Origin of the sequence: Salibacterium salarium (genome assembly GCF_030813635.1) — a bacterium.
In the GTDB taxonomy this organism is placed as follows: domain Bacteria; phylum Bacillota; class Bacilli; order Bacillales; family Marinococcaceae; genus Salibacterium; species Salibacterium salarium.
Window position 1 is genome coordinate 1 of the sequence record NZ_JAUSUM010000002.1, and the last position, 21,903, is coordinate 21,903.

General features: G+C 38.8%; 24 protein-coding genes, 1 rRNA gene and 1 riboswitch. Of the genes, 16 read left to right on the top strand and 9 right to left on the bottom strand.

Features of this window, described 5'->3' with window-relative positions; all coding sequences use genetic code 11:
* The first annotated feature begins 255 nt into the window (after positions 1-255).
* Positions 256-372: ribosomal RNA gene (rrf, locus tag J2S78_RS05720) — 5S ribosomal RNA — on the top strand.
* Between the two features lie 290 nt (positions 373-662).
* Here the strand turns inward: rrf and J2S78_RS05725 are convergent.
* Together J2S78_RS05725 and J2S78_RS05730 are read right to left on the bottom strand one after the other, a co-directional pair.
* A complete protein-coding gene (locus tag J2S78_RS05725; RefSeq protein ID WP_306897000.1) occupies positions 663-1,493 on the bottom strand; it encodes an MBL fold metallo-hydrolase in 831 nt (276 codons plus the stop codon).
* Positions 1,494-1,510: 17 nt separating this feature from the next.
* The gene (locus J2S78_RS05730; RefSeq protein WP_306897001.1) at positions 1,511-1,945 is read right to left on the bottom strand and encodes an RrF2 family transcriptional regulator; all 435 of its coding nucleotides are present in this window, start codon (positions 1,943-1,945) and stop codon (positions 1,511-1,513) included.
* 142 nt (positions 1,946-2,087) lie between these two features.
* On the opposite strand from J2S78_RS05730, the gene hmpA reads away from it, so the two are divergent.
* Positions 2,088-3,320, top strand: coding sequence for an NO-inducible flavohemoprotein (gene hmpA / locus J2S78_RS05735; RefSeq protein ID WP_306897002.1), 1,233 nt, complete (start codon positions 2,088-2,090; stop codon positions 3,318-3,320).
* Positions 3,321-3,389: 69 nt separating this feature from the next.
* Here hmpA and J2S78_RS05740 read toward each other — a convergent pair whose 3' ends face one another.
* The 3 genes from J2S78_RS05740 to J2S78_RS05750 form a co-directional block, all read right to left on the bottom strand.
* A complete protein-coding gene (locus tag J2S78_RS05740; protein WP_306897003.1) occupies positions 3,390-5,045 on the bottom strand; it encodes a BCCT family transporter in 1,656 nt (551 codons plus the stop codon).
* A gap of 30 nt (positions 5,046-5,075) precedes the next feature.
* Complete coding sequence (locus J2S78_RS05745) at positions 5,076-5,747, bottom strand: potassium channel family protein (RefSeq protein WP_306897004.1); 672 nt, start codon at positions 5,745-5,747, stop codon at positions 5,076-5,078.
* A gap of 97 nt (positions 5,748-5,844) precedes the next feature.
* Positions 5,845-6,225 carry a YhjD family protein gene (locus J2S78_RS05750; RefSeq protein WP_306897005.1) on the bottom strand — a complete coding sequence of 127 codons (381 nt, stop codon included), beginning with the start codon at positions 6,223-6,225 and terminating at the stop codon, positions 5,845-5,847.
* 453 nt (positions 6,226-6,678) lie between these two features.
* Here J2S78_RS05750 and J2S78_RS05755 point away from each other — a divergent pair, with 453 nt between their 5' ends.
* From J2S78_RS05755 to queF, 8 genes are all read left to right on the top strand, one after another.
* A complete protein-coding gene (locus tag J2S78_RS05755; RefSeq protein ID WP_306897006.1) occupies positions 6,679-6,978 on the top strand; it encodes an IDEAL domain-containing protein in 300 nt (99 codons plus the stop codon).
* 156 nt (positions 6,979-7,134) lie between these two features.
* Positions 7,135-8,460, top strand: a complete 1,326-nt coding sequence (locus J2S78_RS05760; RefSeq protein WP_306897007.1) for an oligosaccharide flippase family protein — start codon at positions 7,135-7,137, stop codon at positions 8,458-8,460.
* An 85-nt stretch (positions 8,461-8,545) separates the two neighbouring features.
* Positions 8,546-9,085: a dCTP deaminase gene (gene dcd / locus J2S78_RS05765; RefSeq protein WP_306897008.1), complete on the top strand. Its 540-nt coding sequence runs from the start codon at positions 8,546-8,548 to the stop codon at positions 9,083-9,085.
* 100 nt (positions 9,086-9,185) lie between these two features.
* Complete coding sequence (locus J2S78_RS05770) at positions 9,186-11,087, top strand: putative bifunctional diguanylate cyclase/phosphodiesterase (protein ID WP_306897009.1); 1,902 nt, start codon at positions 9,186-9,188, stop codon at positions 11,085-11,087.
* 260 nt (positions 11,088-11,347) lie between these two features.
* On the top strand, positions 11,348-12,013 hold the full coding sequence (gene queC / locus J2S78_RS05775; protein ID WP_306898721.1) for a 7-cyano-7-deazaguanine synthase QueC: 666 nt from the start codon (positions 11,348-11,350) through the stop codon (positions 12,011-12,013).
* Positions 12,010-12,459, top strand: a complete 450-nt coding sequence (gene queD / locus J2S78_RS05780) for a 6-carboxytetrahydropterin synthase QueD (protein WP_306897010.1) — start codon at positions 12,010-12,012, stop codon at positions 12,457-12,459. The genes queC and queD overlap by 4 nt, the downstream gene beginning before the upstream one ends.
* Positions 12,456-13,175: a 7-carboxy-7-deazaguanine synthase QueE gene (queE, locus tag J2S78_RS05785; RefSeq protein WP_306897011.1), complete on the top strand. Its 720-nt coding sequence runs from the start codon at positions 12,456-12,458 to the stop codon at positions 13,173-13,175. Before queD ends, queE begins: the two co-directional genes overlap by 4 nt.
* Positions 13,175-13,669 carry a preQ(1) synthase gene (gene queF / locus J2S78_RS05790; protein WP_370871522.1) on the top strand — a complete coding sequence of 165 codons (495 nt, stop codon included), beginning with the start codon at positions 13,175-13,177 and terminating at the stop codon, positions 13,667-13,669. The genes queE and queF overlap by 1 nt, the downstream gene beginning before the upstream one ends.
* A 168-nt stretch (positions 13,670-13,837) precedes the next feature.
* Here the strand turns inward: queF and J2S78_RS05795 are convergent, their stop codons facing one another.
* From J2S78_RS05795 to J2S78_RS05810, 4 genes are all read right to left on the bottom strand, one after another.
* Positions 13,838-14,134, bottom strand: a complete 297-nt coding sequence (locus J2S78_RS05795; protein WP_306897012.1) for a hypothetical protein — start codon at positions 14,132-14,134, stop codon at positions 13,838-13,840.
* On the bottom strand, positions 14,131-14,580 hold the full coding sequence (locus J2S78_RS05800) for a DUF948 domain-containing protein (RefSeq protein WP_306897013.1): 450 nt from the start codon (positions 14,578-14,580) through the stop codon (positions 14,131-14,133). Before J2S78_RS05800 ends, J2S78_RS05795 begins: the two co-directional genes overlap by 4 nt.
* Before the next feature lie 61 nt (positions 14,581-14,641).
* Positions 14,642-14,977: a DUF5665 domain-containing protein gene (locus tag J2S78_RS05805; RefSeq protein WP_125559030.1), complete on the bottom strand. Its 336-nt coding sequence runs from the start codon at positions 14,975-14,977 to the stop codon at positions 14,642-14,644.
* A gap of 110 nt (positions 14,978-15,087) precedes the next feature.
* On the bottom strand, positions 15,088-15,384 hold the full coding sequence (locus tag J2S78_RS05810; protein ID WP_306897014.1) for a 4a-hydroxytetrahydrobiopterin dehydratase: 297 nt from the start codon (positions 15,382-15,384) through the stop codon (positions 15,088-15,090).
* A gap of 142 nt (positions 15,385-15,526) precedes the next feature.
* Between J2S78_RS05810 and J2S78_RS05815 the strand changes: the two genes are divergently transcribed.
* The 6 genes from J2S78_RS05815 (at position 15,527) to J2S78_RS05840 (ending at position 21,822) form a co-directional block, all read left to right on the top strand.
* Positions 15,527-16,369, top strand: coding sequence for a dimethylarginine dimethylaminohydrolase family protein (locus J2S78_RS05815; RefSeq protein WP_306897015.1), 843 nt, complete (start codon positions 15,527-15,529; stop codon positions 16,367-16,369).
* Between the two features lie 105 nt (positions 16,370-16,474).
* A riboswitch (cyclic di-GMP riboswitch) is annotated at positions 16,475-16,559 on the top strand.
* Between the two features lie 97 nt (positions 16,560-16,656).
* Complete coding sequence (locus tag J2S78_RS05820; protein ID WP_306897016.1) at positions 16,657-17,154, top strand: ATP-binding protein; 498 nt, start codon at positions 16,657-16,659, stop codon at positions 17,152-17,154.
* Between the two features lie 301 nt (positions 17,155-17,455).
* On the top strand, positions 17,456-18,802 hold the full coding sequence (gene accC, locus J2S78_RS05825) for an acetyl-CoA carboxylase biotin carboxylase subunit (protein WP_306897017.1): 1,347 nt from the start codon (positions 17,456-17,458) through the stop codon (positions 18,800-18,802).
* 27 nt (positions 18,803-18,829) lie between these two features.
* Positions 18,830-19,462, top strand: coding sequence for a TetR/AcrR family transcriptional regulator (locus tag J2S78_RS05830; protein ID WP_306897018.1), 633 nt, complete (start codon positions 18,830-18,832; stop codon positions 19,460-19,462).
* A 50-nt stretch (positions 19,463-19,512) separates the two neighbouring features.
* Positions 19,513-19,998 (top strand): acetyl-CoA carboxylase biotin carboxyl carrier protein, encoded by a 486-nt coding sequence (gene accB / locus J2S78_RS05835; protein ID WP_306897019.1) that lies wholly within the window; start codon positions 19,513-19,515, stop codon positions 19,996-19,998.
* A gap of 285 nt (positions 19,999-20,283) precedes the next feature.
* Positions 20,284-21,822, top strand: coding sequence for an acyl-CoA carboxylase subunit beta (locus J2S78_RS05840; RefSeq protein WP_306897020.1), 1,539 nt, complete (start codon positions 20,284-20,286; stop codon positions 21,820-21,822).
* The last annotated feature ends 81 nt before the right edge of the window (positions 21,823-21,903 follow it).

A 21,903-nucleotide genomic window follows, 5' to 3' on the forward strand; every position in this document is an offset into this window, starting at 1 on the left:
TTGATAGGTCTGAGGTGGAAGTGTGGCAACACATGGAGCTGACAGATACTAATCGGTCGAGGGCTTATCCAAAGCAAAAGGTAAGGGTGTTTCAAACAGGCTCGATCTTCGTTATTCAGTTTTGAGGGAATGATTCCTCATGAAAAAATAGAAATAGTCTATTATAGAAAACCCAAGGACCTTCTACTAAAAACGCACACGTCCTGTGTGCAACGTAGAACCCACCACATCCTGTGGAAGTCCATCCAGGGCAAGTCTGGTGATGATGGCAAAGAGGCTCCACCCGTTCCCATGCCGAACACGGAAGTTAAGCTCTTTAGCGCCGATGATAATGAAGGGGCAACCCTTTGTGAAAGTAGGACGTCGCCAGGCCATACCAAAAAAGCTGCCAGATGATATATCTGACAGCTTTTTTTATAGGACAGGAAAAATTTAAAATGTGAAGAGGAAAGTAACATCCTATAATCGGAGCAGGATAAAATTGTTCTATGTACTACAAAAGTAGTAAACGAATGAGGAAGGTAGTGGACACGTCCTCGTTAGAAATAAATATCCTCCGATATTTTTCTTGCACCTTCCAAATAAATGTACTCACATTTATTTGGAAAGTGTTTCTCGTCAAACATGTCCTTATCTTCTGTGGATGTGTCTTATTCCAGTTATTAGGATTCTAATGTTTCTTTTACAATCGAACGGATGAAAAAATGAGGAGAGAATTCGTTGTGAGTGAGCCAACGAATTCTTTTATTTTTGGATAAAAGTTGAGCTGTGATTTCTTGAGTATTATAACCTTTCTGATAAAGTTTTATTGTATTTTCGGAAAGTTGTAATAAAAACTCAAGCTTTGCATGCAATGCGTCACTGCCATTTTCAACGATACCAGCATGTCCACAAAACATTGTTTGAACATCAAAAGTTAAAACATGTTGTAGTGATTCTATCATACGAGGGACGGAATCTTCTTTCATTCCGAATCGCACTTTTTTGGCCAGAAATAAATCTCCGGAAAAGAGCCATTTTCGATCAGGGTCATAGAGACAATGGTGATCATCAGAATGGCCGGGTGTGTGGATGGCTAATAAGGTACCCGATTTATGCTGAATCACTTTATCCTTCACAACAGAGGGGCGATGTTTTGGAACGTTCTGTCCCCATAAGACCTTTCTGTATAAAGGCATAGAAAAACCTTGTGATAGATAGGAACGTGTTTGTGGACCGCTATATATAGGTAATTGAAACTTTTCCCTAAGAAAAGCGGCATTTCCACTATGATCCTCATGATAGTGGGTTAAAAATACTTGATTTGGTTTCTCATTGTTAGCAAAGGTAAAAATGTGTTTTCTTGCGCGAGGTGGACCAGTGTCAATCAACAGTCCCTCGTATAAATAACAATGGTAATGAAACGTTTGGCCTGCTACTTTAATTTTGCCTCTAGCTACCTTCACCATATCATCATACTTAAAGTTTGGCATAATAGTATGTTGGACAAACATGCTGTGCTCCTTTTGGTTTAAGAATGCAACAATTCCTGTAAGATAGAACGATTAATCGTAACATCAGCGAGTGTGTAATGGTCAAGTACTTTTAAATAAGCGTTCAATGCTTCTGTTAAAATGCTTTGTAAGCGACAGCTTCCTGTTAAAACACACATACTATTTTCTGGGTCAAAGCATTCTACTAAGTTTAAATTGTCTTCTGTTCGGCGCACAATCCATCCAATGTTAACTTGCTCTGGTTCTTTAGCTAAACGTATGCCCCCATTTCGGCCTTTCACTGTTTTAATAAGACCTAGTTTTGATAATTCGTGTCCGACTTTTGTTAAATGGTTATAGGAGATGTTATAAGATCTTGATATTTCTTTAATACTTGATAACTTAGGATAGTCCACTGCTGCCAAATAAATGAGCATGCGCAGAGAATAATCTGTATAAGAGGTTAGTTGCATGATAAACGCTCCAATTTCATTTCATGATGTGACGTACATATCATAATATCATAAATTCGTTAAATCGCCACACGATTTGATACTGCTTTGTGATAAAATATAATATGTATTATAAATACATATTAAAAAGGAGGAGAATTTTATGAGTCAAAACAGCGTATTACATGAAAATACTTTGGAAACAGTGAAAGCAACAGCGCCTATTCTAGAAGCAAGGGGGTCAGAAATAACCTCTCATTTTTACAAAAGAATGTTTGAGCAACATCCAGAATTGTTGCACATCTTTAACCAAACAAATCAAAAAATTGGGCGCCAACCAGAAGCTTTAGCTAATACAGTTCTTGCGGCTGCAAAAAATATAGATCAATTGGAAACGATTCTTCCTGTAGTAAAACAAATTGCACATAAACATCGAAGTCTGCAAATCAAGCCCGAACACTATCCTATCGTAGGAGAAAATTTATTGGCAGCGATGAAGGAAGTGCTTGGTGATGCGGCAACGGACGACGTTATTTCAGCATGGGAAGAGGCATATGGTGTGATTGCAGATGTGTTTATTTCTGTAGAAAAAGACATGTATGAAGCGACAGAAGCTCAAACTGGAGGATGGGATGGATTCCGCTCTTTTACGGTTGCCAAAAAAAAGGTAGAAAGTGACGTTATAACATCGTTTTATTTACGTCCTACAGATGGTGGAACCCTTCCGATGTTTGAGCCAGGTCAATATATAACAGTTAAAGCTGATATTCCAGGTGAAGATTACTTGCACTTGCGGCAGTATTCATTGTCGGATTCTCCAGGTAATGATTATTTTCGTATTAGCGTAAAGCGGGAAGAAGGAGAGGGAGAACTTCCGGATGGGATAGTCTCTACATTTCTCCATCGTCATGTAAAAGAAGGAGATACTATTGAAGTGACTGCCCCTGCTGGTGACTTTTATTTACAGCCTTCGAAACGGCCGGTTGTGTTAATAAGTGGTGGAGTTGGACTAACTCCGCTCATGAGTATGTTTAATAAACTTGTCGAAGATCAAAATCGTTCTGTTATCTTTATTCAAACTGCTCAATCGAGAAATCTTCATGCAATGCACGAGTACACTTCCAAAGTAGCAGATGAAAATGAATGGGTGTCGTATCATGCCTGTTATGATAATGTGACAATAACAGATAAACAAGATCCATATATTCAAAAAGAAGGACGTATTGATACAGAATGGCTCCGTTCTCTTCTTCCAGAAGAAGAAGCAGACTATTACTTTTGCGGTCCTGTTCCCTTTTTACGAGCTGTCCATCATATGTTGAAACAAGACCTGCAGATTCCAGAAGAACGAACTCATTTTGAATTCTTTGGACCTGCTGCAGATATCGAAAAGTAATGAAAAACTTATGCAGACAACTATAAGAAAGCAACCCTATTTTAAGACAGGGTTGCTTTCTTCATCATTCTATTTATCTTTTGAGGAATTGGAATCTTGTTCAAAATCTGTTTCCTCGACAGAGTCTCTGGAGAAATCATCAATTTCTTCTTCCAATTCATCTAAAATTTCTTCTTTCATGGCGCTTTTTTGATGTTCGCGTGCCTTTTGCTTTTCTTTATTTCTATCCTGGGTGAACATTTTAAGCATAGAAAAGACCATGACAGACATAATGATTGAAAATGGTAATGCAGCAACAATGGAAGCAGTTTGTAGCCCTTCCAATCCATTAGAAAGCAATAGTACAGCGGCTGTACCAGCGATAAGAACACCCCACGTGATTTTAGCAAAAAGTGGAGGATTTAGACTTCCTTTTGACGTCATAGCTCCTAGTGTATAAGAGGCTGAATCGGCGGAAGTAATGAAAAAGATTAAGATTAATAGTACCGCAAGTCCATTTGTAATTCCTGCCAAGGGAAATTCTTGTAAGGTCGCAAACAGTGCCAGTTCCACGGTGTCATTTACAATGTCAGCAATAGATGCAATGCCATTCATTTCTAAGTGCAGAGCAGAACCGCCAAAGACACTGAACCAAATGACAGCTAGCAATGCTGGAACTAGAAGTACACCGCCAATAAAGCCTCTGATGGTCCGCCCTCTGGAAATACGGGCGATAAACATCCCCATAAAAGGCGCCCAGGAAATGTGCCAGGCCCAATAAAAGATTGTATTTGCTCCAATCCATGAGCTATCAGAGAAAGGGGTCATCGTTAAACTCATCGGCACAAAATTGGAAATATAGGCGCCGAGTGAAGTAGTAACACTTTCGAGCAAATAAATGGTCGGACCAAGAATGATTACAAAAATGAGTAAAAGGGCAGCTACTGTTAGGTTGATTACACTAAGATAACGAATTCCTTTGTTTAGACCAGATGCAGCGGAGAACATAAACAACACCGCTACAATGGCAATAATCGTTAGTTGAGTAAAAGCATTGTTAGGCAGTCCTGTTAAATAAGATAGACCGCCACTAATCTGCATCGCACTTAGGCCGAATGTTGTCGCTACACCGGTAGATGTTGCTAAAACTGCAAGAACATCGATTCCCTGACCTAATTTTCCACGGACTTTATTTCCGAATAATGGAAAAAAAGCAGAACTAATAAGGGCGGGCTGGTCTTTTCTAAATTGGACATAACCAAGCGCGAGCGCCACTAAAGAAAAAATCGCCCAAGGGTGAAAAGCCCAATGGAATATACCATAATCAAGACCTAATTGTGCAGCTTCTGCTTGACTTTCCACGTCTTGTCCAAGCGGGGTATCGACATAATAAAGAACTGGTTCTGCGACCCCCCAAAAAACGAACCCTACCCCAATTCCGGCGGAAAATAGCATTCCGAGCCAAGCATAAAAAGAATATTCGGGACGATCATCTGGTTTTCCAAGACGTAGCTTTCCGAATGGACTGAAAGCAAGAAAGATAATAAATGATACAAAAAAAGCAGCGACGAGCATATAAAACCAGCCAAATGTTTCAATCGTAAAATCGAGGGCTGTATTAGCTGTGGCTGCTAGTTGTTCGGGGCTAATAAATCCCCATAAGACAAAACCTAGAACAAAAATAGCGGATATAATAAAGACAATACCGGGATTTTTCGTCTGATATGTATAGTTTTCGTTTGACACTCTCGAACCTCCCCTAAGTATCTGTGATAGTTACGTACTTTCTTCAAATCGTTTTAGGTCGTTTTTATGACCAATGACAATTAAAATATCGTTTTCTAATATTTGTTCATCAGCCATCGGGGAGATGTTGATGTTTTTCCCTCGTTTGATGCCTAAAATGGTGACGCCAAACTTCGCACGAATATCAAGGTCAATTAAGGTACGTTTATTCATAAAACGTGGAGCGGCGATTTCAACTATTGAAAAGTCGTCGGATAATTCGATGTAATCAATAACTTTTTCTGAAACGAGATGTTGTGCGATACGGTTACCCATATCATGCTCAGGATGTATAATTTTATCCGCACCGATTTTATCTAGTACTTTGTGGTGATAGTAATTTTGTGCTTTCACCCACACTGATGCAATTCCCATTTCTTTTAGGAGAAGGGTACACAGTATGCTAGCTTGAAGATTGTCTCCAATGGCAACAATAACGTGATCGAAGTTTGTAATTCCAAGACTGCGCAGAGATTTTTCGTCCGTTCCGTCCGCAACGGAACTATAAGTGGAATCATTTACAATCTCATTAACTTTTGCTTCATTTGAGTCTATAGCTAAAACTTCGTGTCCAAGTTTATGCAACTCTGTGCTGACACTCACTCCGAATCTGCCTAAGCCTATTACTGCAAATTGTTTTTTCAAAGCTGTCTCCTTTCTCATCTAAACATTAAAGTGATACAAAGATAATTGTAATGTACTCTTAGTAACCGGCGTTTGTCAATATTTCATTTGTAATAAAGGAAGGAATGGCACGTGATTAATGAAGAACGGAATCGGAATGTAGAGGAGAGTTTTTGGAAAAATAAGCATCCATACAATGACGGGCCTGACGTTTCAAATTAGCATTCAAGTAACTGCTTGTTCCTTCATATCCGCGGCAGACATAGGAATAGCGGGAAAACATTCCGTCGTTTTTATCAAACATGACGCGCATGTGGTTTTGGTACATATATTTTTTAATATATCGCATATCTTCGTGTAGAAGATGTAAAGCCTCTCGAATTATATCGATATAAGGATCTTTTACTTTGAAGGCACCTTCTTCAAACAAATGTAAATCCCGTTCCAGAACTTTTTTGACGAGAGGAAGTAAAATAAAATAATGAATCATAATGTGTTCTTCTTCTTTAATTTGCATGATAAACCTCCAATGTAAAAGAACGTTTGTTTGCTTTTATTATATCGAATATTTGTTCTTATATGCAAATAGTTAATGTTGGAAAAAGAAACAGGGATGAGTTGTTTATTTTGTTTTCATATTCTTAGAAAACAGTTATTTCAAAAGCAAGCCTACATACGTTATAATATAAGAAAGCGCATACAAAATATAATGAAATGAACATCATATACTAAAAAGAAAGGTGTTTTACAACATGAAAATGTATGATGAAGTTCGTGAATAAGAACGGACGAATTGATTTTAACTCAACTGTGACGGCGATTGGCTGGTTTATGAAATGATTCAAAGTAAGGAAATAAGGTTTAAAAGAAGTAATTTGTGGGTAATTTATCAATAATGAGAAATAATGTAATGAAAAGGGCCACGTGAAAAACCGGTAAGGTTCCGGTGAAAGGATAGGGGGTTCAAAGCATGTTACATCCTACTCATGAACAGTCTTTTATGAAAAAAGTGAAATCCACAAAGCATGGTAAACGTCCCTCAAGGCAGGTGCTTCAATCATTATATGCACAGATGACAATGGAATACGCAGTGTATCATTTCAATAAAGAACGATTGCAATATATGATTGATGAAGCATTGGACAATAGGGATGCGGTGTTGTTTAAAGACTTGACTAATCACTATAATGCATTAATTGGTGAATATAAACATGGTAAAACGATTTCGGAACAAGGCTATGAACTAGAACTTGATTTTAAGACAAAATAGGTGGAAGTCGTCAGCGTAACTCTTGGGCTGACGGCTTTTTTTGTTCAATATATGAACATCGGTACATGAGGAAATATTCTGATACTATCTTCTTGGTCATGCTTTCCCGGCTCGTCTCATAATATAAACAGAGATAGGGGAAGAAGGAGAGACAACATGAACAAAACATTCTTATTCGGTACCGTTCTGTTGATCATTGCTGCTTTTTTGGGAGAATGTCTGGAATTTTTAATAAATATGGTGCTGGCCCGTGAATTGGGCGAGCAAGGTTTAGGCCTTTATATGTCCATTTTGCCGACGATTATGTTTCTTGTCGTCATTGCAAGTTTTGAACTGCCGATTTCTATATCAAAAGCTGTTGCCGAAAAAAAGACAGTGTATCATCGTAGTATTCTTCAGCACACGATTTATTTTACATCAGCTTTTACAATGGCTTGTTTGGCTGCTGGCTTTATCGTTTTTCCGCTGATTCCGGTTTTTAAAGAGTATCACACAGCTCTTCCTTCACTATTACTGGTCCTCATTCCTATTATTTCGTTTTCATCGATTGCCAGGGGATACTTTATGGGTGTTCGCCATATGGGCAAAATAGCGATAGCTAATTTTTTAAGACGTGCCGTACAGCTTGTTTTGTTAATCGCTGTGTTTCATTTATTTCATTTTGATGCGGAGATTTCTATTTTACTTAGTTTATCAACGTTAATTGGAACAGAACTCGTTGTTTTTATCTACTTAATGATTTACTTTTTAAAAGAAATGAAACAAATCAAACAGAAATCATCGGTGCCAATGCAGAAAAAATCGGTGCTGCACGTTTTGCTTTCGGTTTCCTTACCGACCACGGGGCTTCGTATTTTTCATGCGGCTTCCTTTGCCGTAAAACCATTTTTAATCAAATCAGCACTCGTACAAGCAGGAGTGGTGGAGGAGCTTGCTGTTGTACAATATGGAAAGCTTGCTGGTGTTGCGTTTACGATTGGTTTTTTTCCAGCTTTTATTGCTCATTCTCTGCTCATTATTCTTATTCCAACCGTATCAGAAGCATTTGTAAAAAAAGAAATAGCAGTATTGGAGAAGTTGCTTCATAAAATTCTTTTTTTTACTATTTTTTATGCAGTACCGGCTGTGTTTATTTTTTACTTTTATTCTGATGAATTAACAAGTTTATTTTTCGAAGAGTCTCCCGCTGCTGTGTATTTGCAATTACTTGCCCCGTATTTTTTCTTTCACTTTTTTGTGATTCCAATGCAAGCTTTTCTCATTGGACTTGGACTCGTGAAGGATGCTTTTCTTCATTCCGTCTGGACAACGACTATTTCGTTTATACTGATGTATGTTCTCGGTTCTATGCCAAGCTTTCAAATGGATGGCATTATTATTGGTATGAATACCGGAATTATTATGTTGGCGATGCTTCACTATATGACAATACGACATCGTTTGCGTGAACGAGTAAGCTACACCTTTCAAGAAATTTATTAACTGTTCAAATACTGGATGGCGTTCACGTTCTGAAATGTATATACTAGAAAAAGAGAAATTATTGCAGAACAGGGAGGCATTACGGGTGATCTTATCAGACCAGACAATTAAAGATATGATAGAACAAGAAACATTAATGATTGAACCGGTGGAATCTCACCAAATTCAACCTGCTTCGGTTGACATAAGGTTGGGGTCTCACTTTTTAAAGATTGATGAAAATGCGATTGAATCAATAGCACTTGATGAAGCGGCTAAATATGTAGAATTTGAGAGCGATGAAGTTATTATTCCGCCCCATTCTTTTTTATTGGCGACGACAAAGGAATACATCAGACTTCCTCATAATGTGACGGCCTTTGTAGAAGGAAGAAGTTCGATTGGACGAATGGGCTTGTTTATTCAAAATGCAGGCTGGGTGGACCCAGGTTTCGAAGGGGAAATAACACTAGAACTCTACAATGCTAACCGTTTACCCATTCGGTTAAAAGCTGATCGCAGGATTGCACAGCTCGTCTTTGCGTTTATGGATCAAAAAGCATCATCTCCATATGATGGAAAATATCAAGGTCAGAAAAACGCTGTAGGAAGCCAAGTGTACCTCGATGAAGAAACGAAACAATAGTTTTTAACAATAAACAAAATTTTCCTTCACAATTCCCGCGATGTATCCGAAATAAATAATAGAGGAATGTCGACTGCTAAAAAGCAGAGAGGAGCAAACGATGAGAAGGAATCGAAGGCTCGAACGTATTGTGCAAAATAATGCTTTCATTATAACGGGGTCTTACTTTGTGGTAGGCTTCTTATGGATTATTTTTTCAGATCAAATTGTTTCTGCATGGAATACCGACGTTGGTACGACATCCATGATGCAAACGTATAAAGGCTGGTTTTATGTTATTGGGACAAGCCTTCTATTGTATATTACGGTGAGTAAGTTAATAAAAAAAGAGCGTAAACGAGAGTGGGAAAAACGGCAGGCAGACTTGATGTATAAGGCTGTGTTTGACAATGTCAATGACTTGTTATTTCTCGCACCCCTTCCAAAGCTTGGAGGAGGCTCTCTCACTTTTAATGAAGGAAATAAGTCAGCCCGAGCTATGCTGGGTTATGATGATTCCACGTGGGAGCACTTCACACTCGCTGATATTACATCCGAACCTTTAAGAGAAAAAGCAATCACACAAGAGCGCTTAATCTCTCAAAAAAATTATTATACATTTGATTGGGAATTTGTAAACAAAGATGGAAGGACGATACCGGTAGAAATTCAAACAACGAAAGCTTCTATATTAGGTACAGAAATGGTTCTTGTTGTGGCAAGAGATATCAGTGCATATAAGCAGGCAGTCGAAGACATTCATCAATTGTCGTATTATGACAGGATTACGCACCTACCGAATTATAATTCTTTTTTGAGACGCCTTCAGCAGGTAGAACCTAAACAAAACCGTCTTGTATTGGCGTTGAATATTAATCGGTTTCGACGAATCAATGAAACCCTTGGCGCAGAAATTGGTGATAAAGTACTAGCTATCATTGCACGCCGACTGCAGGAAGCAACAGGAAGTGACGAAAACCTTGCCAGGAAAACAAACGATGAATTTTTGCTGATGTCAAGATCGTCGGGACCAAAAGAAGTAGAAGAGCTGATTGAAAAGCTTGAACGGGTTTTTAACCCACCTATTCGAATAGGTCAGGAAGAATTGATTCTTTCTTTTACAGTGGGAGTAGCCTGTGATGAAGATGGGAAAAAAGAAGCGAAAGATCTTGTTCAACAAACAGATATTGCTTTTTCTCGTGCGAAACGAAAAGGATGGCAGTATAGTATATACCGTACAGGGATGGAGAAAGAAGCCCGTTCAACTTATATTCTAGAAAACGACTTGTATCATTCGTTGTCTAGACAAGAAATGTTTTTAATGTATCAGCCTTTTGTTTACGGCGGTGAAGGAAAAACGATAGGTATGGAAGCTTTATTACGTTGGAATCATTCAAAAAAAGGGTTAATTCCACCGTCAACATTTATACCGATGGCAGAAAATAATGGTTTTATTCACACGTTAGGGCGCTGGGTACTCCAACAAGTATGTAAAGAGATAGGTCCTGTATTATATAGAAATCCGACTTGGACGGTTGCAGTCAATATATCCACTCAACAATTAGAAGGTGAATATTTCATTGATGAATTGTGGGAAGTTGTTCAGTCAAACGGTGTTTCACCTCAACAATTGGAACTGGAAATTACGGAACGTACAACAATGCAGCCTGACTTAATGCTTCCGATTTTACACAAATTGAAAGAACTTGGTTTTCGCATAAGTCTCGATGATTTTGGAACAGGGTACAGTTCGTTAAGTCAGTTAAAAGAATTGCCAGTTGATACATTGAAAATCGATCGTTCTTTTATTGATGACATAAACGATAGAAAAACTAACATTGCCATTGTGAAAACAATTATAGACGCAGCAGAAAACCTTAATATGAAAGTCATTGCTGAAGGAATAGAGAAGGAAGAGCAGGCCAAGGAGTTATTGACGTTGCAATGTTGTTACTTTCAAGGTTATTATTACTCCATCCCCAAAAAAATAAATGAATTTTCCTGGGGCAAAGAATCCTCGTAGATGAAAGGTTCGATCTAAATAGATCGAATCTTTTGGTTTGTGTTCAGAAATAGAAGTCAGATACTGCAAGGTAAATGATAGGGATACAGAACATGAAGCATTTTAAAATTGTCTTTCATAAGCTTTGTAAAGTAATAAAGAAATTACTTTCAGCATGAAAGAAGTCAAGCTTGCAACGAAATGTTATAATAGGAACGTTAAAAAAATATAATTGTTACCCGGCATAGGGTTTTAATAGAAAGAGGGTTTTTGTGTTGAGTATAGCTGACGAAAAGGCGGTTGTGGTGTTTAGTGGTGGACAAGATAGTACCACCTGTTTGTTTTGGGCGCTCGAACGCTTTAAGGAGGTCAGCACGGTTACCTTTGATTATGGACAGCGGCATGACAAAGAAATCAAGGTGGCTGAAGATATCGCGGCAGAGCTAGGAATAGAACATCAAGTAATGGACATGAGTTTATTAAATCAACTAGCTCCAAACGCGTTAACGCGGGACGATATGGAAGTACACGCCGGAGAAGATGGAGAACTGCCTACGACATTTGTGGAAGGCCGGAATTTATTATTCTTTTCCTTTGCTTCTATTTTTGCGTCGCAGCGGGGGGCTAAACATGTAGTAACGGGTGTTTGTGAAACAGATTACAGCGGCTACCCTGATTGTCGCGATGTGTTTGTTAAATCATTGAACGTATCGCTTAATCTAGGTATGGGAAAAGAATTTGTACTTCACACTCCGTTAATGTGGCTCGATAAAAAAGAAACATGGGCGCTTGCAGATAAACTCGGAAAATTATCTTATGTGAAAAATAAGACGTTGACTTGTTACCACGGCATTCAAGGGGATGGATGTGGAGAATGTCCGGCGTGTGAACTCCGGCAAGCAGGATATAATCAATATATGCAGGAAAAGGAACGGGAAGCATTATGATTCATCAATTTTACCCACAAGTTCCACATGAATACCGCTATGAGTTAAATAAAGATATGCAATTGGCGGCAGCTCATTTTATCCCAGCATCTACAGCGGGAAAATGTGCTAATGTGCATGGGCACACGTATGTTATTAATGTAACGATAGCGGGAGACCATTTGAACGAAACCGGCTTTTTAGTGGATTTTAAAACGATTAAGAATATTGTCCACGACCGCTTTGATCATTCCTTATTAAATGAAGATGAAGCGTTTGGAGATACTCCGCAAAATGATTCGGATACCTTTCCGACGACAGAGGTGGTAGCTCGGACGATTTGGCAGCTTATTCAACGTGAGCTCGATGAATGTGTGAACAAGCCGCGTTGCTTGCAGGTGCTTGTTCGTGAGACACCGACGAGCTACGTTGTATATCGTGCGAAGGAAGGGGATTTTGACCGATGAAAAAAGTTCCCGTACTCGAGATTTTTGGACCTACTATTCAAGGAGAAGGCATGGTGATTGGCCAAAAAACAATGTTTCTACGCACGGGTGGCTGTGACTATCGGTGTTCTTGGTGTGATTCAGCCTTTACTTGGGATGGGTCACAAAAGCCGGATTTAATGGAAGCAGAGGAAATTATCGAGCAACTAAAAAAACAGGGTGGCGATGTTTTTAATCACGTAACTATCTCTGGTGGTAACCCTGCCTTACACAGTGGATTAGCTGAAGTCATTTCACAGTTGCAACGTTCAGGGATAAAAACCGCGGTCGAAACACAAGGTACCATGTGGCAGGATTGGATGAGAGAGATTGATGATGTCACGATTTCTCCTAAGGCGCCAAGTTCTGGAATGGAGACTAATTGGGACCAGCTTGATGTGTACGTGAGTGAATTGCTGGAACGCCCAGGAAAAGATATTAGTTTAAAAGTTGTTATTTTTGACGAGGCTGATCTTGCCTATGCTGCGAACGTTCATGAACGGTACCCGCAAGTAGAAATGTTTTTACAGACAGGAAATGATCAACTAGAAACTTCAAATAATGGTTGGCTGCTTTCGCATTTGCTCGAAAAATACGAATGGCTTGTTGAAAAAGTTCTTCAATCAGAACGTTTAAACGAGGTGAAAGTGCTGCCGCAGCTACACACGCTGCTATGGGGAAATAAACAGGGGGTATAATGGTGTCAGAACGAAAAGATGTAGATGAGCTTTCTCACTTAGGACAGGAAGAAACGAGTTATACGTTTGAATACGATCCATCTTTATTAGAAACATTTAACAATAATCATCCCGATCGCGATTATTTTGTAAAGTTCAATTGTCCGGAGTTTACAACGCTTTGTCCGAAAACGGGTCAACCGGATTTTGCTACGCTGTATATCAGCTATATTCCGGATGAAAGAATGGTGGAAAGTAAATCGCTGAAGCTGTATTTGTTTAGTTTTCGTAATCATGGGGGATTTCACGAAGATGCCATTAATACGATTGTTGATGATCTGGTTGAACTTATGGCCCCTCGTTACTTAGAGGTAATAGGTAAATTTACGCCCCGCGGAGGGATTTCCATTGATCCGTATGCTAATTACGGACAGCCTGGAACGACTTTTGAAGAAATGGCTAAAACGAGGTTGCTTTACCATGACATGTATCCAGAAACGATAGATAACCGTTAGAACTGTTTGAAAGAGAAAAGGCTGCCTAAAATCAATTTTAGGCAGCCTTCTCTAGTAGCAGCACTTAGAATTTTAAACGTACATTTGTCACGTAGTTTAAGCAAATAAAGTATCTGTTGTTCGCGAAACAGTCGAAAGCACCATAAAGAAACAGACAATAATCCTGTCTTAACGTTTCTCTTTATTATAATAGTCATTTGCGGCTGACAGTTCAGCTTCTTCTTTTAATGAAGCGGCTTCTCTTTGTAAAGATTCGAGACGCCCTCGTCCAAATTCGTGCAGCTTTTGTTTGCGACCTCGTACAGCGGAAACGAATTTAGAAGGATAGTTAAAAAACAGTTTGGTTTTCTCCACCGTTTGAAGACGTGCTGTATTACCGTCAACAGGACTAATGAACAATCCGATAGTAAAGGAAGTTACGAACCCAACAGCCGCACCTTTTAGATAGTCATTTGGGACACTCATGATGAATGGTTACCTTCTTTCATATTTTTTAATGCATTTCGTTTTTGGAAAAGATAATAAGCCAGTGCCACCCCGCCATAAATGCCACCTAAATCCTTTTTTTGCGCCTTTTCTTTGCCTTCATCTGTATTCTTTTTCATTGACATTGCTACATCAACAAGAGAAGAGGAAAGCTTGCGGGATGCCTCGCCAGCATCACCAAGAATATAAAATAAAGGTGTCAGAGAACGCATTTTTTCATTCAAATCAAGTAAGGTTTCGTTACTGTTATGAATAACAACGCCGGTTTCTTTCATGACTTCGTCTAATTGATCTGGCAGCTTGTCCATTGTTTTGTCAAGAGCATGCAGAACGTTGCTCAAGTTATTTAAAGCTTTTATCAAGAAAATAACAAGAACCGCAAAAGCGATAGCAATGATAAGTATACTGATTCCTAGTAAATCCATGTTGTAGCCCCCTAAATGTATGTTTCTGCTATTTTATCATGAAAAATACGATATATGTACGTTATTCCCTTTCGTCTTCTACTACATTCAACAAATCTCCAATATATTCACCAATAATGGGCATTGTCTCAAATTGTGATAAGATAAATAATAAAATAGCAAGGAATAGACCTGTACCGACTGTTAACCCTACACCTCTTGCGACGCCGGCAATGAGGTTGGTTTTAATCACTTCTGATGGTTTTGTAAAATGGTAAGCCATATCTTTCATTCTTGATTTAGTAGTAATTTCATCAAGGCGGTTAACCAGATTTTCAAGCCTTTTAACTTCTTCAGTGTCGGAAGACCGATTTTGTTTTTTTAGACGCCTATTTTTTACTTGATGGTGTTCCTTCACAAAACCCCTCCTTTCGACAAAATTCCTTATTTCTTCATACCCGTTTCATTTTATTCATAAACGAAATCAACAAAAAACCCCGGCTTTTAACCGGAGTTAATAACATTCGATTATGAGGTTGTATCTTCAAGAATACGATTATAAGCCGCAGCAGAATCGATATCTTTGTCCGTGATGCCTCCTTGATCATGCGTCGATAATCTGATTGTAATTACTGTGTGATCAATCGTAATGTGAGGATGATGCTGGACACTTTCTGCCTGTTTTGCAATTTTATCTACAAAAGAAATTCCTGTCAGAAAATCATCAAAAGAAAAACGACGTTCTATTGTTTTTGCATCGGCACGTTGCCAACCGTCTAATTCGTTTAAATGTTTTTCGATTTCTTCATTATTTAATGTACTCATAATCGCCCTCCTTATAATAATTACACGTCTCTTTACCACTAGTCATCTATGTTTAAACATAATCTATTATGTATCGGAGCAAGCTTAAATATGAGGGAAAACGGGAATACTTAAATTAGAGGAAGGAGGAAGTGCCACGACCATGAGAAAACAAGGTTACGCTTCTAATGAATATGGGACATTAAAGGAAGTGCTTATGTGCCTTCCAGAAAAAATGAAAATACAAAAACCGTTAAATGAAGCCCAGAAAAAATATAAAAATGAAAATATTAATCAAGATAAAGCTCTACGCCAACATGAAATGCTAAGAAATACATTAGAAGCAAATGGTGTGAATGTAAGACTTCTCCCTGTCTCTCAAGATAAGGATTTGCCTGAACAAGTCTTTACAAGAGACTTGGGATTCACTTCTGATAAGGGGATTTTTCTTGGGAAAATGAATGAAAAAATCCGAAAACCGGAAATAAACATAGTGAAAAACTGGCTGTCAGAAAAAAATTGGAGCTATGAAGAGTTACAAAATGGATCACTGGAATGCGGTGATTTGTTAATAGACGGAAATATTGTATTTATAGGTAAAAGCAACCGTACAACGGAGGCAGCTATAAAAGAAATCGAAACGCTGTTTTTTGATAAAAAAATTGTTGTCCTTCCGATAGGTGACAAATATCTTCATTTAGATTGTGTATTTAATATTATTTCTCCAGGTATGGCAATACTTCATCCCGATGCCTTTTCCAAAGAGGATGTGCGTCGTATTTCTATGAATTATCGAACGCTTCATGTTGATGATAAGGAACAGTTTCATCTTGCTACTAATGTTCTTTCTATCGGCAATGATACGATTATCAGCCTCCCGGAGAACAAACGTGTAAATAAACATCTAAAACAGTGGGGGATGGAAGTCATTGAAGTCGATTTATCAGAAATTATTAAATCGGGAGGAGCGTTTAGATGTGTGACATTTCCACTAATAAAGTATTGAAAAATTTTATCAAGTATTGTCAAATGATGACACCGAAGGTATAATAAAAGAAATGAATATTTATAGTTATTTTATTTTCAGAAAATGGTTTTATTCACCAAGTTATAATGAAAACGGCAAATCTGTTGAAAAATGGAGACGCAAAACCACGGGCCTAAAGTAATAATGCCAAGGTAGCCGAGTTACCATCTTTTTCTTCGATAGTATAATATTCATGCAAATCGGTAACCCCTGTGGCATTCTTTCTTTCGTCAGCTCATTACAAATAAGAAAGAAGGTAGAATGTCATGCAAACTTTCTTACCAAAACCCATATCAGCTTCTATGAAAGTGTCCGTCCCTCATTTAACTCAATCAAGTATACAAAAAATTCAACAAAAGGTACCTACTGTCCAAGAGCCTATTTTCGTATATAAAGACGTGGATCGAATAAAAAATATTATACAGGAAACGATTAAAAAATATAATTTAAGCACAGAGTATGCAGTTATTCTTGTTGCAGAAGAATTGATGGTTAATGTTTTAAAATATGCGGAGAATGGTTTGATTTCCTTATATATCAGCGACAACTTATTGTACATGATAGTGGAAGATCGAGGACCAGGAGTGCATTCATCGATTTTGATGGAAGCAATCCAATCTCCAAGCTTTTCAAGTCCGCATACACTAGGGCACGGGCTTCACCGAGTTTTTGTAGCTTCGGAAAAGTTTGCATTTTATAGTAATAAAGAAGTAACGGTTTTTACTGCGGTTTTTTCAATGATTAATGGATGTAGAAATGGGTGAAATATAGACGGAGGACTTCGTTATAAACGTAGAAATCGTTTATAACAAAGCTTCTACTGTCAGTAACTCTTCTTTAAAAACTTATATCGGACTTTTAGGTGATCGTGATTTTTTTAAACACTCTTTTCTGATGAATAAAAAATACTTGTATTCTTAGTGAAAAATACTTAAAATATAACAAAGAAGTTATTTATACAATTATTACATACAGACTGACTAGTCGGTCTCCGGAAAAAGTGAGAATTCCTCACAGCCGGCTTTTGGTATAACTGGAAGCAAAAATGGAGAGAAGGTGCAATCGATGTTTGAGAGAATTTTAATAGCAAACCGCGGGGAAATTGCGGTACGCGTTATACGTGCCTGCCGGGAGCTTGGAATTGAAACGGTAGCCGTTCATTCTGAAGCAGATCGGGAGGCATTGCATGTGTTAATGGCGGATGAAGCATATTGTGTCGGGCCTCATTCGTCAGCGGAAAGTTACTTAAAAAAGACGAACCTCATTGCGACGGCTCTTAAAACAGGTGCAGATGCTGTTCACCCGGGGTATGGGTTTTTGTCAGAGAATGCAGAGTTTGCAGAGATATGCTCGGATCACAATCTTACATTTATCGGTCCGTCTCCTGAAGCTATTAATAAAATGGGAGCTAAAGCGGTCGCACGTGAAACGATGCATAATGCCGGAGTGCCAATTGTTCCTGGTACAGACGGAATTATTGATAAAGAAGAGGATGCTTTAGAAATAGCAGAAGAAATTGGCTATCCAGTCATCGTTAAGGCGACAGCAGGCGGTGGTGGAAAAGGAATGAGAGTGGCAGAAGACCCTGAAGACTTGAAAAACGCTATCCAAATGGCACAGCAGGAAGCAGCAACAGCATTTGGAGATGCCGGCGTTTATATGGAAAAGTTTATAGAAGAACCAAGACACGTTGAGATTCAAATTATGGCGGATGCTCATGGAAATGTTGTTCATTTTGGAGAACGGGACTGTTCTATTCAACGACGTCATCAAAAACTAGTGGAAGAAGCACCTTCACCCGCTTTGGATGAAGAAACTAGAAAGGCCATGGGAGACGCAGCTGTTAATGCAGCGAAGGCTGTTGAATATTGTGGAGCGGGGACCGTTGAATTTTTACTTGATAAACATAAAAAGTTTTATTTTATGGAAATGAACACGAGGATACAAGTTGAGCATCCGGTGACTGAAGAAGTGACAGGCGTTGACTTGATAAAAGAACAAATATTAGTTGCCGCGGGGCATGAATTGTCTGTATCTCAAGCTGATATAAATATACAAGGATGGGCTATCGAGTGCCGAGTGAATGCAGAAAATCCATTGAAAAATTTCATGCCGTCGCCAGGTAAAATTGAAACGTATTTGCAACCAGGGGGATTTGGTGTGCGTGTTGATAGTGCTGTTTATCCTGGATACACAATTACCCCGCATTACGATTCCATGGTGGCAAAATTAATTGTAAAAGGGAAAACAAGAGAGGAAGCAATCAGCCGCATGAAACGGGCGTTGTCCGAATTTGTTGTAGAAGGTGTGTATACAACAGTTCCGTTTCACTTGGCGTTAATGGATCATCCTTCCTTTAAGAACGGAGACTTTAATACAGGGTTTCTTGATCACTACAATATATTGGAATAGAGTTTAGATAGAAAGCAGGTGATAGGAGTGCCGGAAAAATCCACGAAACAGCGGATTACCGAAGCTGCACTTCAACTTTTTGAAGAATATGGATTTCATGCAGTGACGGTTGACACGATTGTGCGAAACAGCGGTACATCGAAAGGCGGTTTTTATCACAACTTCAAGTCAAAAGATGAACTGTTATACACGATTCATGAATCATTCATTACTTATATTATAGATAAAGCATATGAAGCGCACACAAGTTACAGTACTCCAGCTGAACAATTATATGAAACGGTGCACTCGTTTGTTCGTATGTTTGAGGTGTATCAAGCTCATGTCACTGTTTTCTATCAAGAAAGCCTGTATTTATCTCCTGTATATTTTGACAGCATAAAAAAAAAGCGAGATCGTTATAAAGATATGATGTTTTCTGTTGTAAAAGAAGGGAAACGCCGAGGGGAATTTAGAGAAGAACTACCAGTTCCAGTTATGTCCATGGCTATATTTGGTATGATAAACTGGACTTATAAATGGTATAAGACGGACGGAGAGTATGAGGTCAGGGAAATAGCAGATATTTATGCCGATTTAATTATGCAATCAGTCTTAACCGAAGAAGCTAGAAACAAACCAGAATACCAACGTTTTTTCTTAAGTTCAAGAGTGATATAAACGTTGGACATGTTCAACACAATTTCTTATAAAACCAAGGAGTGTAGCCGATGTTTGAAATAAACGAAATAAAAGAGTTAATTCGTGCGGTAGATGAGTCGAGTGTCGGAGAACTTGAAATCCGGGGAGAAACGAAGGAGAAACTAACTATTAAAAAGGAAGGTACGGGTGCTGCAGCCATCGCACCTGAAGTCGTTCAAGCTCCGCAACAAGCATATGCCCCAGCCCCTCCAAGTGCGCCGGCTCCTTCTAGTGAGCCGGCAGAACAGGAAACCCAAACAAAGAAAGATGATTCGTTGGAGAAAATTGTTTCTCCAATGGTAGGGACATTTTATCGTTCTCCTTCTCCAGAAGCAGATGTATATGTGAAAGAAGGAGACAAGGTTAACGAAGACACAGTAGTATGTATCATAGAAGCAATGAAGCTCATGAATGAGCTTGAGGCGGAAGTATCTGGAGAAATCGTAGAGATATTGGTTGATAATGGGGAACTTGTTGAATATGGTCAACCGCTCTTTTTAGTGAAGCATACTTAATACGAAGTAGGGCTGAACCAAGCTCTAATATGATAGGGCCTGATGGAAGTATTTTTCCATCAGGTTTTTTTAGAAGGTTAGAAAGTATAGGATTTGCGCGATTTTATATTTCCAGGCGAATCTTCATACAGAAGAATGAGGTAGAGGTTGCCATGTCTACGGAAAACGTCTCGTCTAGAGCGGATGCGGAAAGAAGCCCCTTCTAAAAAAAGCGCGGTATTCTTTCGTTATTACAGTTTTGAAATAATTACATACACGTATACTTCTAGAAGAAGGAGGTTGTGTATGACGAGTATGTTTGAACGAATACAAGATATGGAAGAACGTCGCTCAAAAATAGAGCAAGGCGGCGGCAAAAAAAGAATAAAAGCACAATACGAACGGGGAAAAGGAACTGCTAGAGATAGGATTAATAAGCTTGTTGATAAAGATACTTTTATAGAGTTGAATTCATTTGTAAATAACAAACAATCCAAAACAAGTCCCCCGAATGGCGCAGGAGTCGTAACGGGATATGCGAAAGTAAACGGTCGCCAAATCTTTTTGTACGCTCAGGATTTTACGGTTGAAGGAGGGACCCTTGGAGAAAAACATGCCTTAAAAATAGCACACGTTATGGACTTAGCCGTTGAAAATAGAGCACCTATCGTTGGTCTTAATGATTCTGGTGGCGCAAAAATACAAGAAGGGGTTTTATCCCTGAATGGATATGGGCATATCTTTTATAGAAATACAAAATATTCGGGGGTCATTCCACAAATTTCCGTTATTATGGGTCCGTGTGCAGGGGGAGCTGTTTATTCCCCGGCACTTACTGACTTTATTTTTATGGTGGAAAAAACAAGTCAAATGTTTATAACGGGACCAAAAGTAATGGAAAGTATTACAGGTACGAAGATAGAAGCTGAATCTCTTGGGGGTACTAATGTACATGCTCATCATAGCGGCAATGTTCATTTCACTGCCAGTACGGAAGATAAGGTTCTCGCTGATGTGCGTCGACTGTTAACCTTTCTTCCATCTCATTATCAAGAACAACGTCCTTTCAAAGAAACAGAAGAAGGAAAAAAACGCTTGGACAAACTGTTAAGTATCATACCGACAAATAGCTCAAAAGGTTATGATGTTCGAACTGTCATACGGTCTGTACTCGACGAGGAAGACTTTATGGAAGTACATTCTATGTTTGCCAAAAATATTGTCATTGGTTTTGGTCGCCTGAAAGGAGCTACGGTTGGTATCGTTGCGAATAATCCAAAAGTGATGGCGGGCGGATTGGATATTGATGCTTCGGATAAATCTGCTCGTTTTATCCGTTTTTGTGACAGCTTTCAAATTCCCATCATCACGTTTGAAGATGTGAGTGGTTTTATTCCAGGTTTGCAACAAGAAAAACAGGGAATTATTCGTCATGGAGCAAAAATTATATATGCCTATGCAGAAGCGACGGTCCCAAAAATTACTGTCATTTTGAGAAAAGCGTACGGTGGTGCCTACGTTGCCATGAACAGTAAAGCAATCGGTGCTGACATGGTACTTGCATGGCCCAGTGCAGAGATTGCTGTTATGGGGCCTGCCGGAGCAGTTCCGATTATTTATGAAAAAGAAATAGAAGGAAGCAGATATCCGGAAAACACTCGTCAAGAAAAGGTGAAAGCATATCGACAACAATTTGCAAACCCTTATGCTGCAGCAGAAAATGGAATGATAGATGATGTAATTGATCCGCGTGATACAAGATTCTATCTTGTGAAAACGTTAGAGATGCTAGCATACAAAAAACAGACAAATCTACAAAAAAAACACGGAAATATGCCGTTCTAATAAGTAGGCTTAGAAGGGAGAAATACTATACTACATGCATGTATTGAATTAAACTGCGAGAATTAACAGAAAAGGGGAACT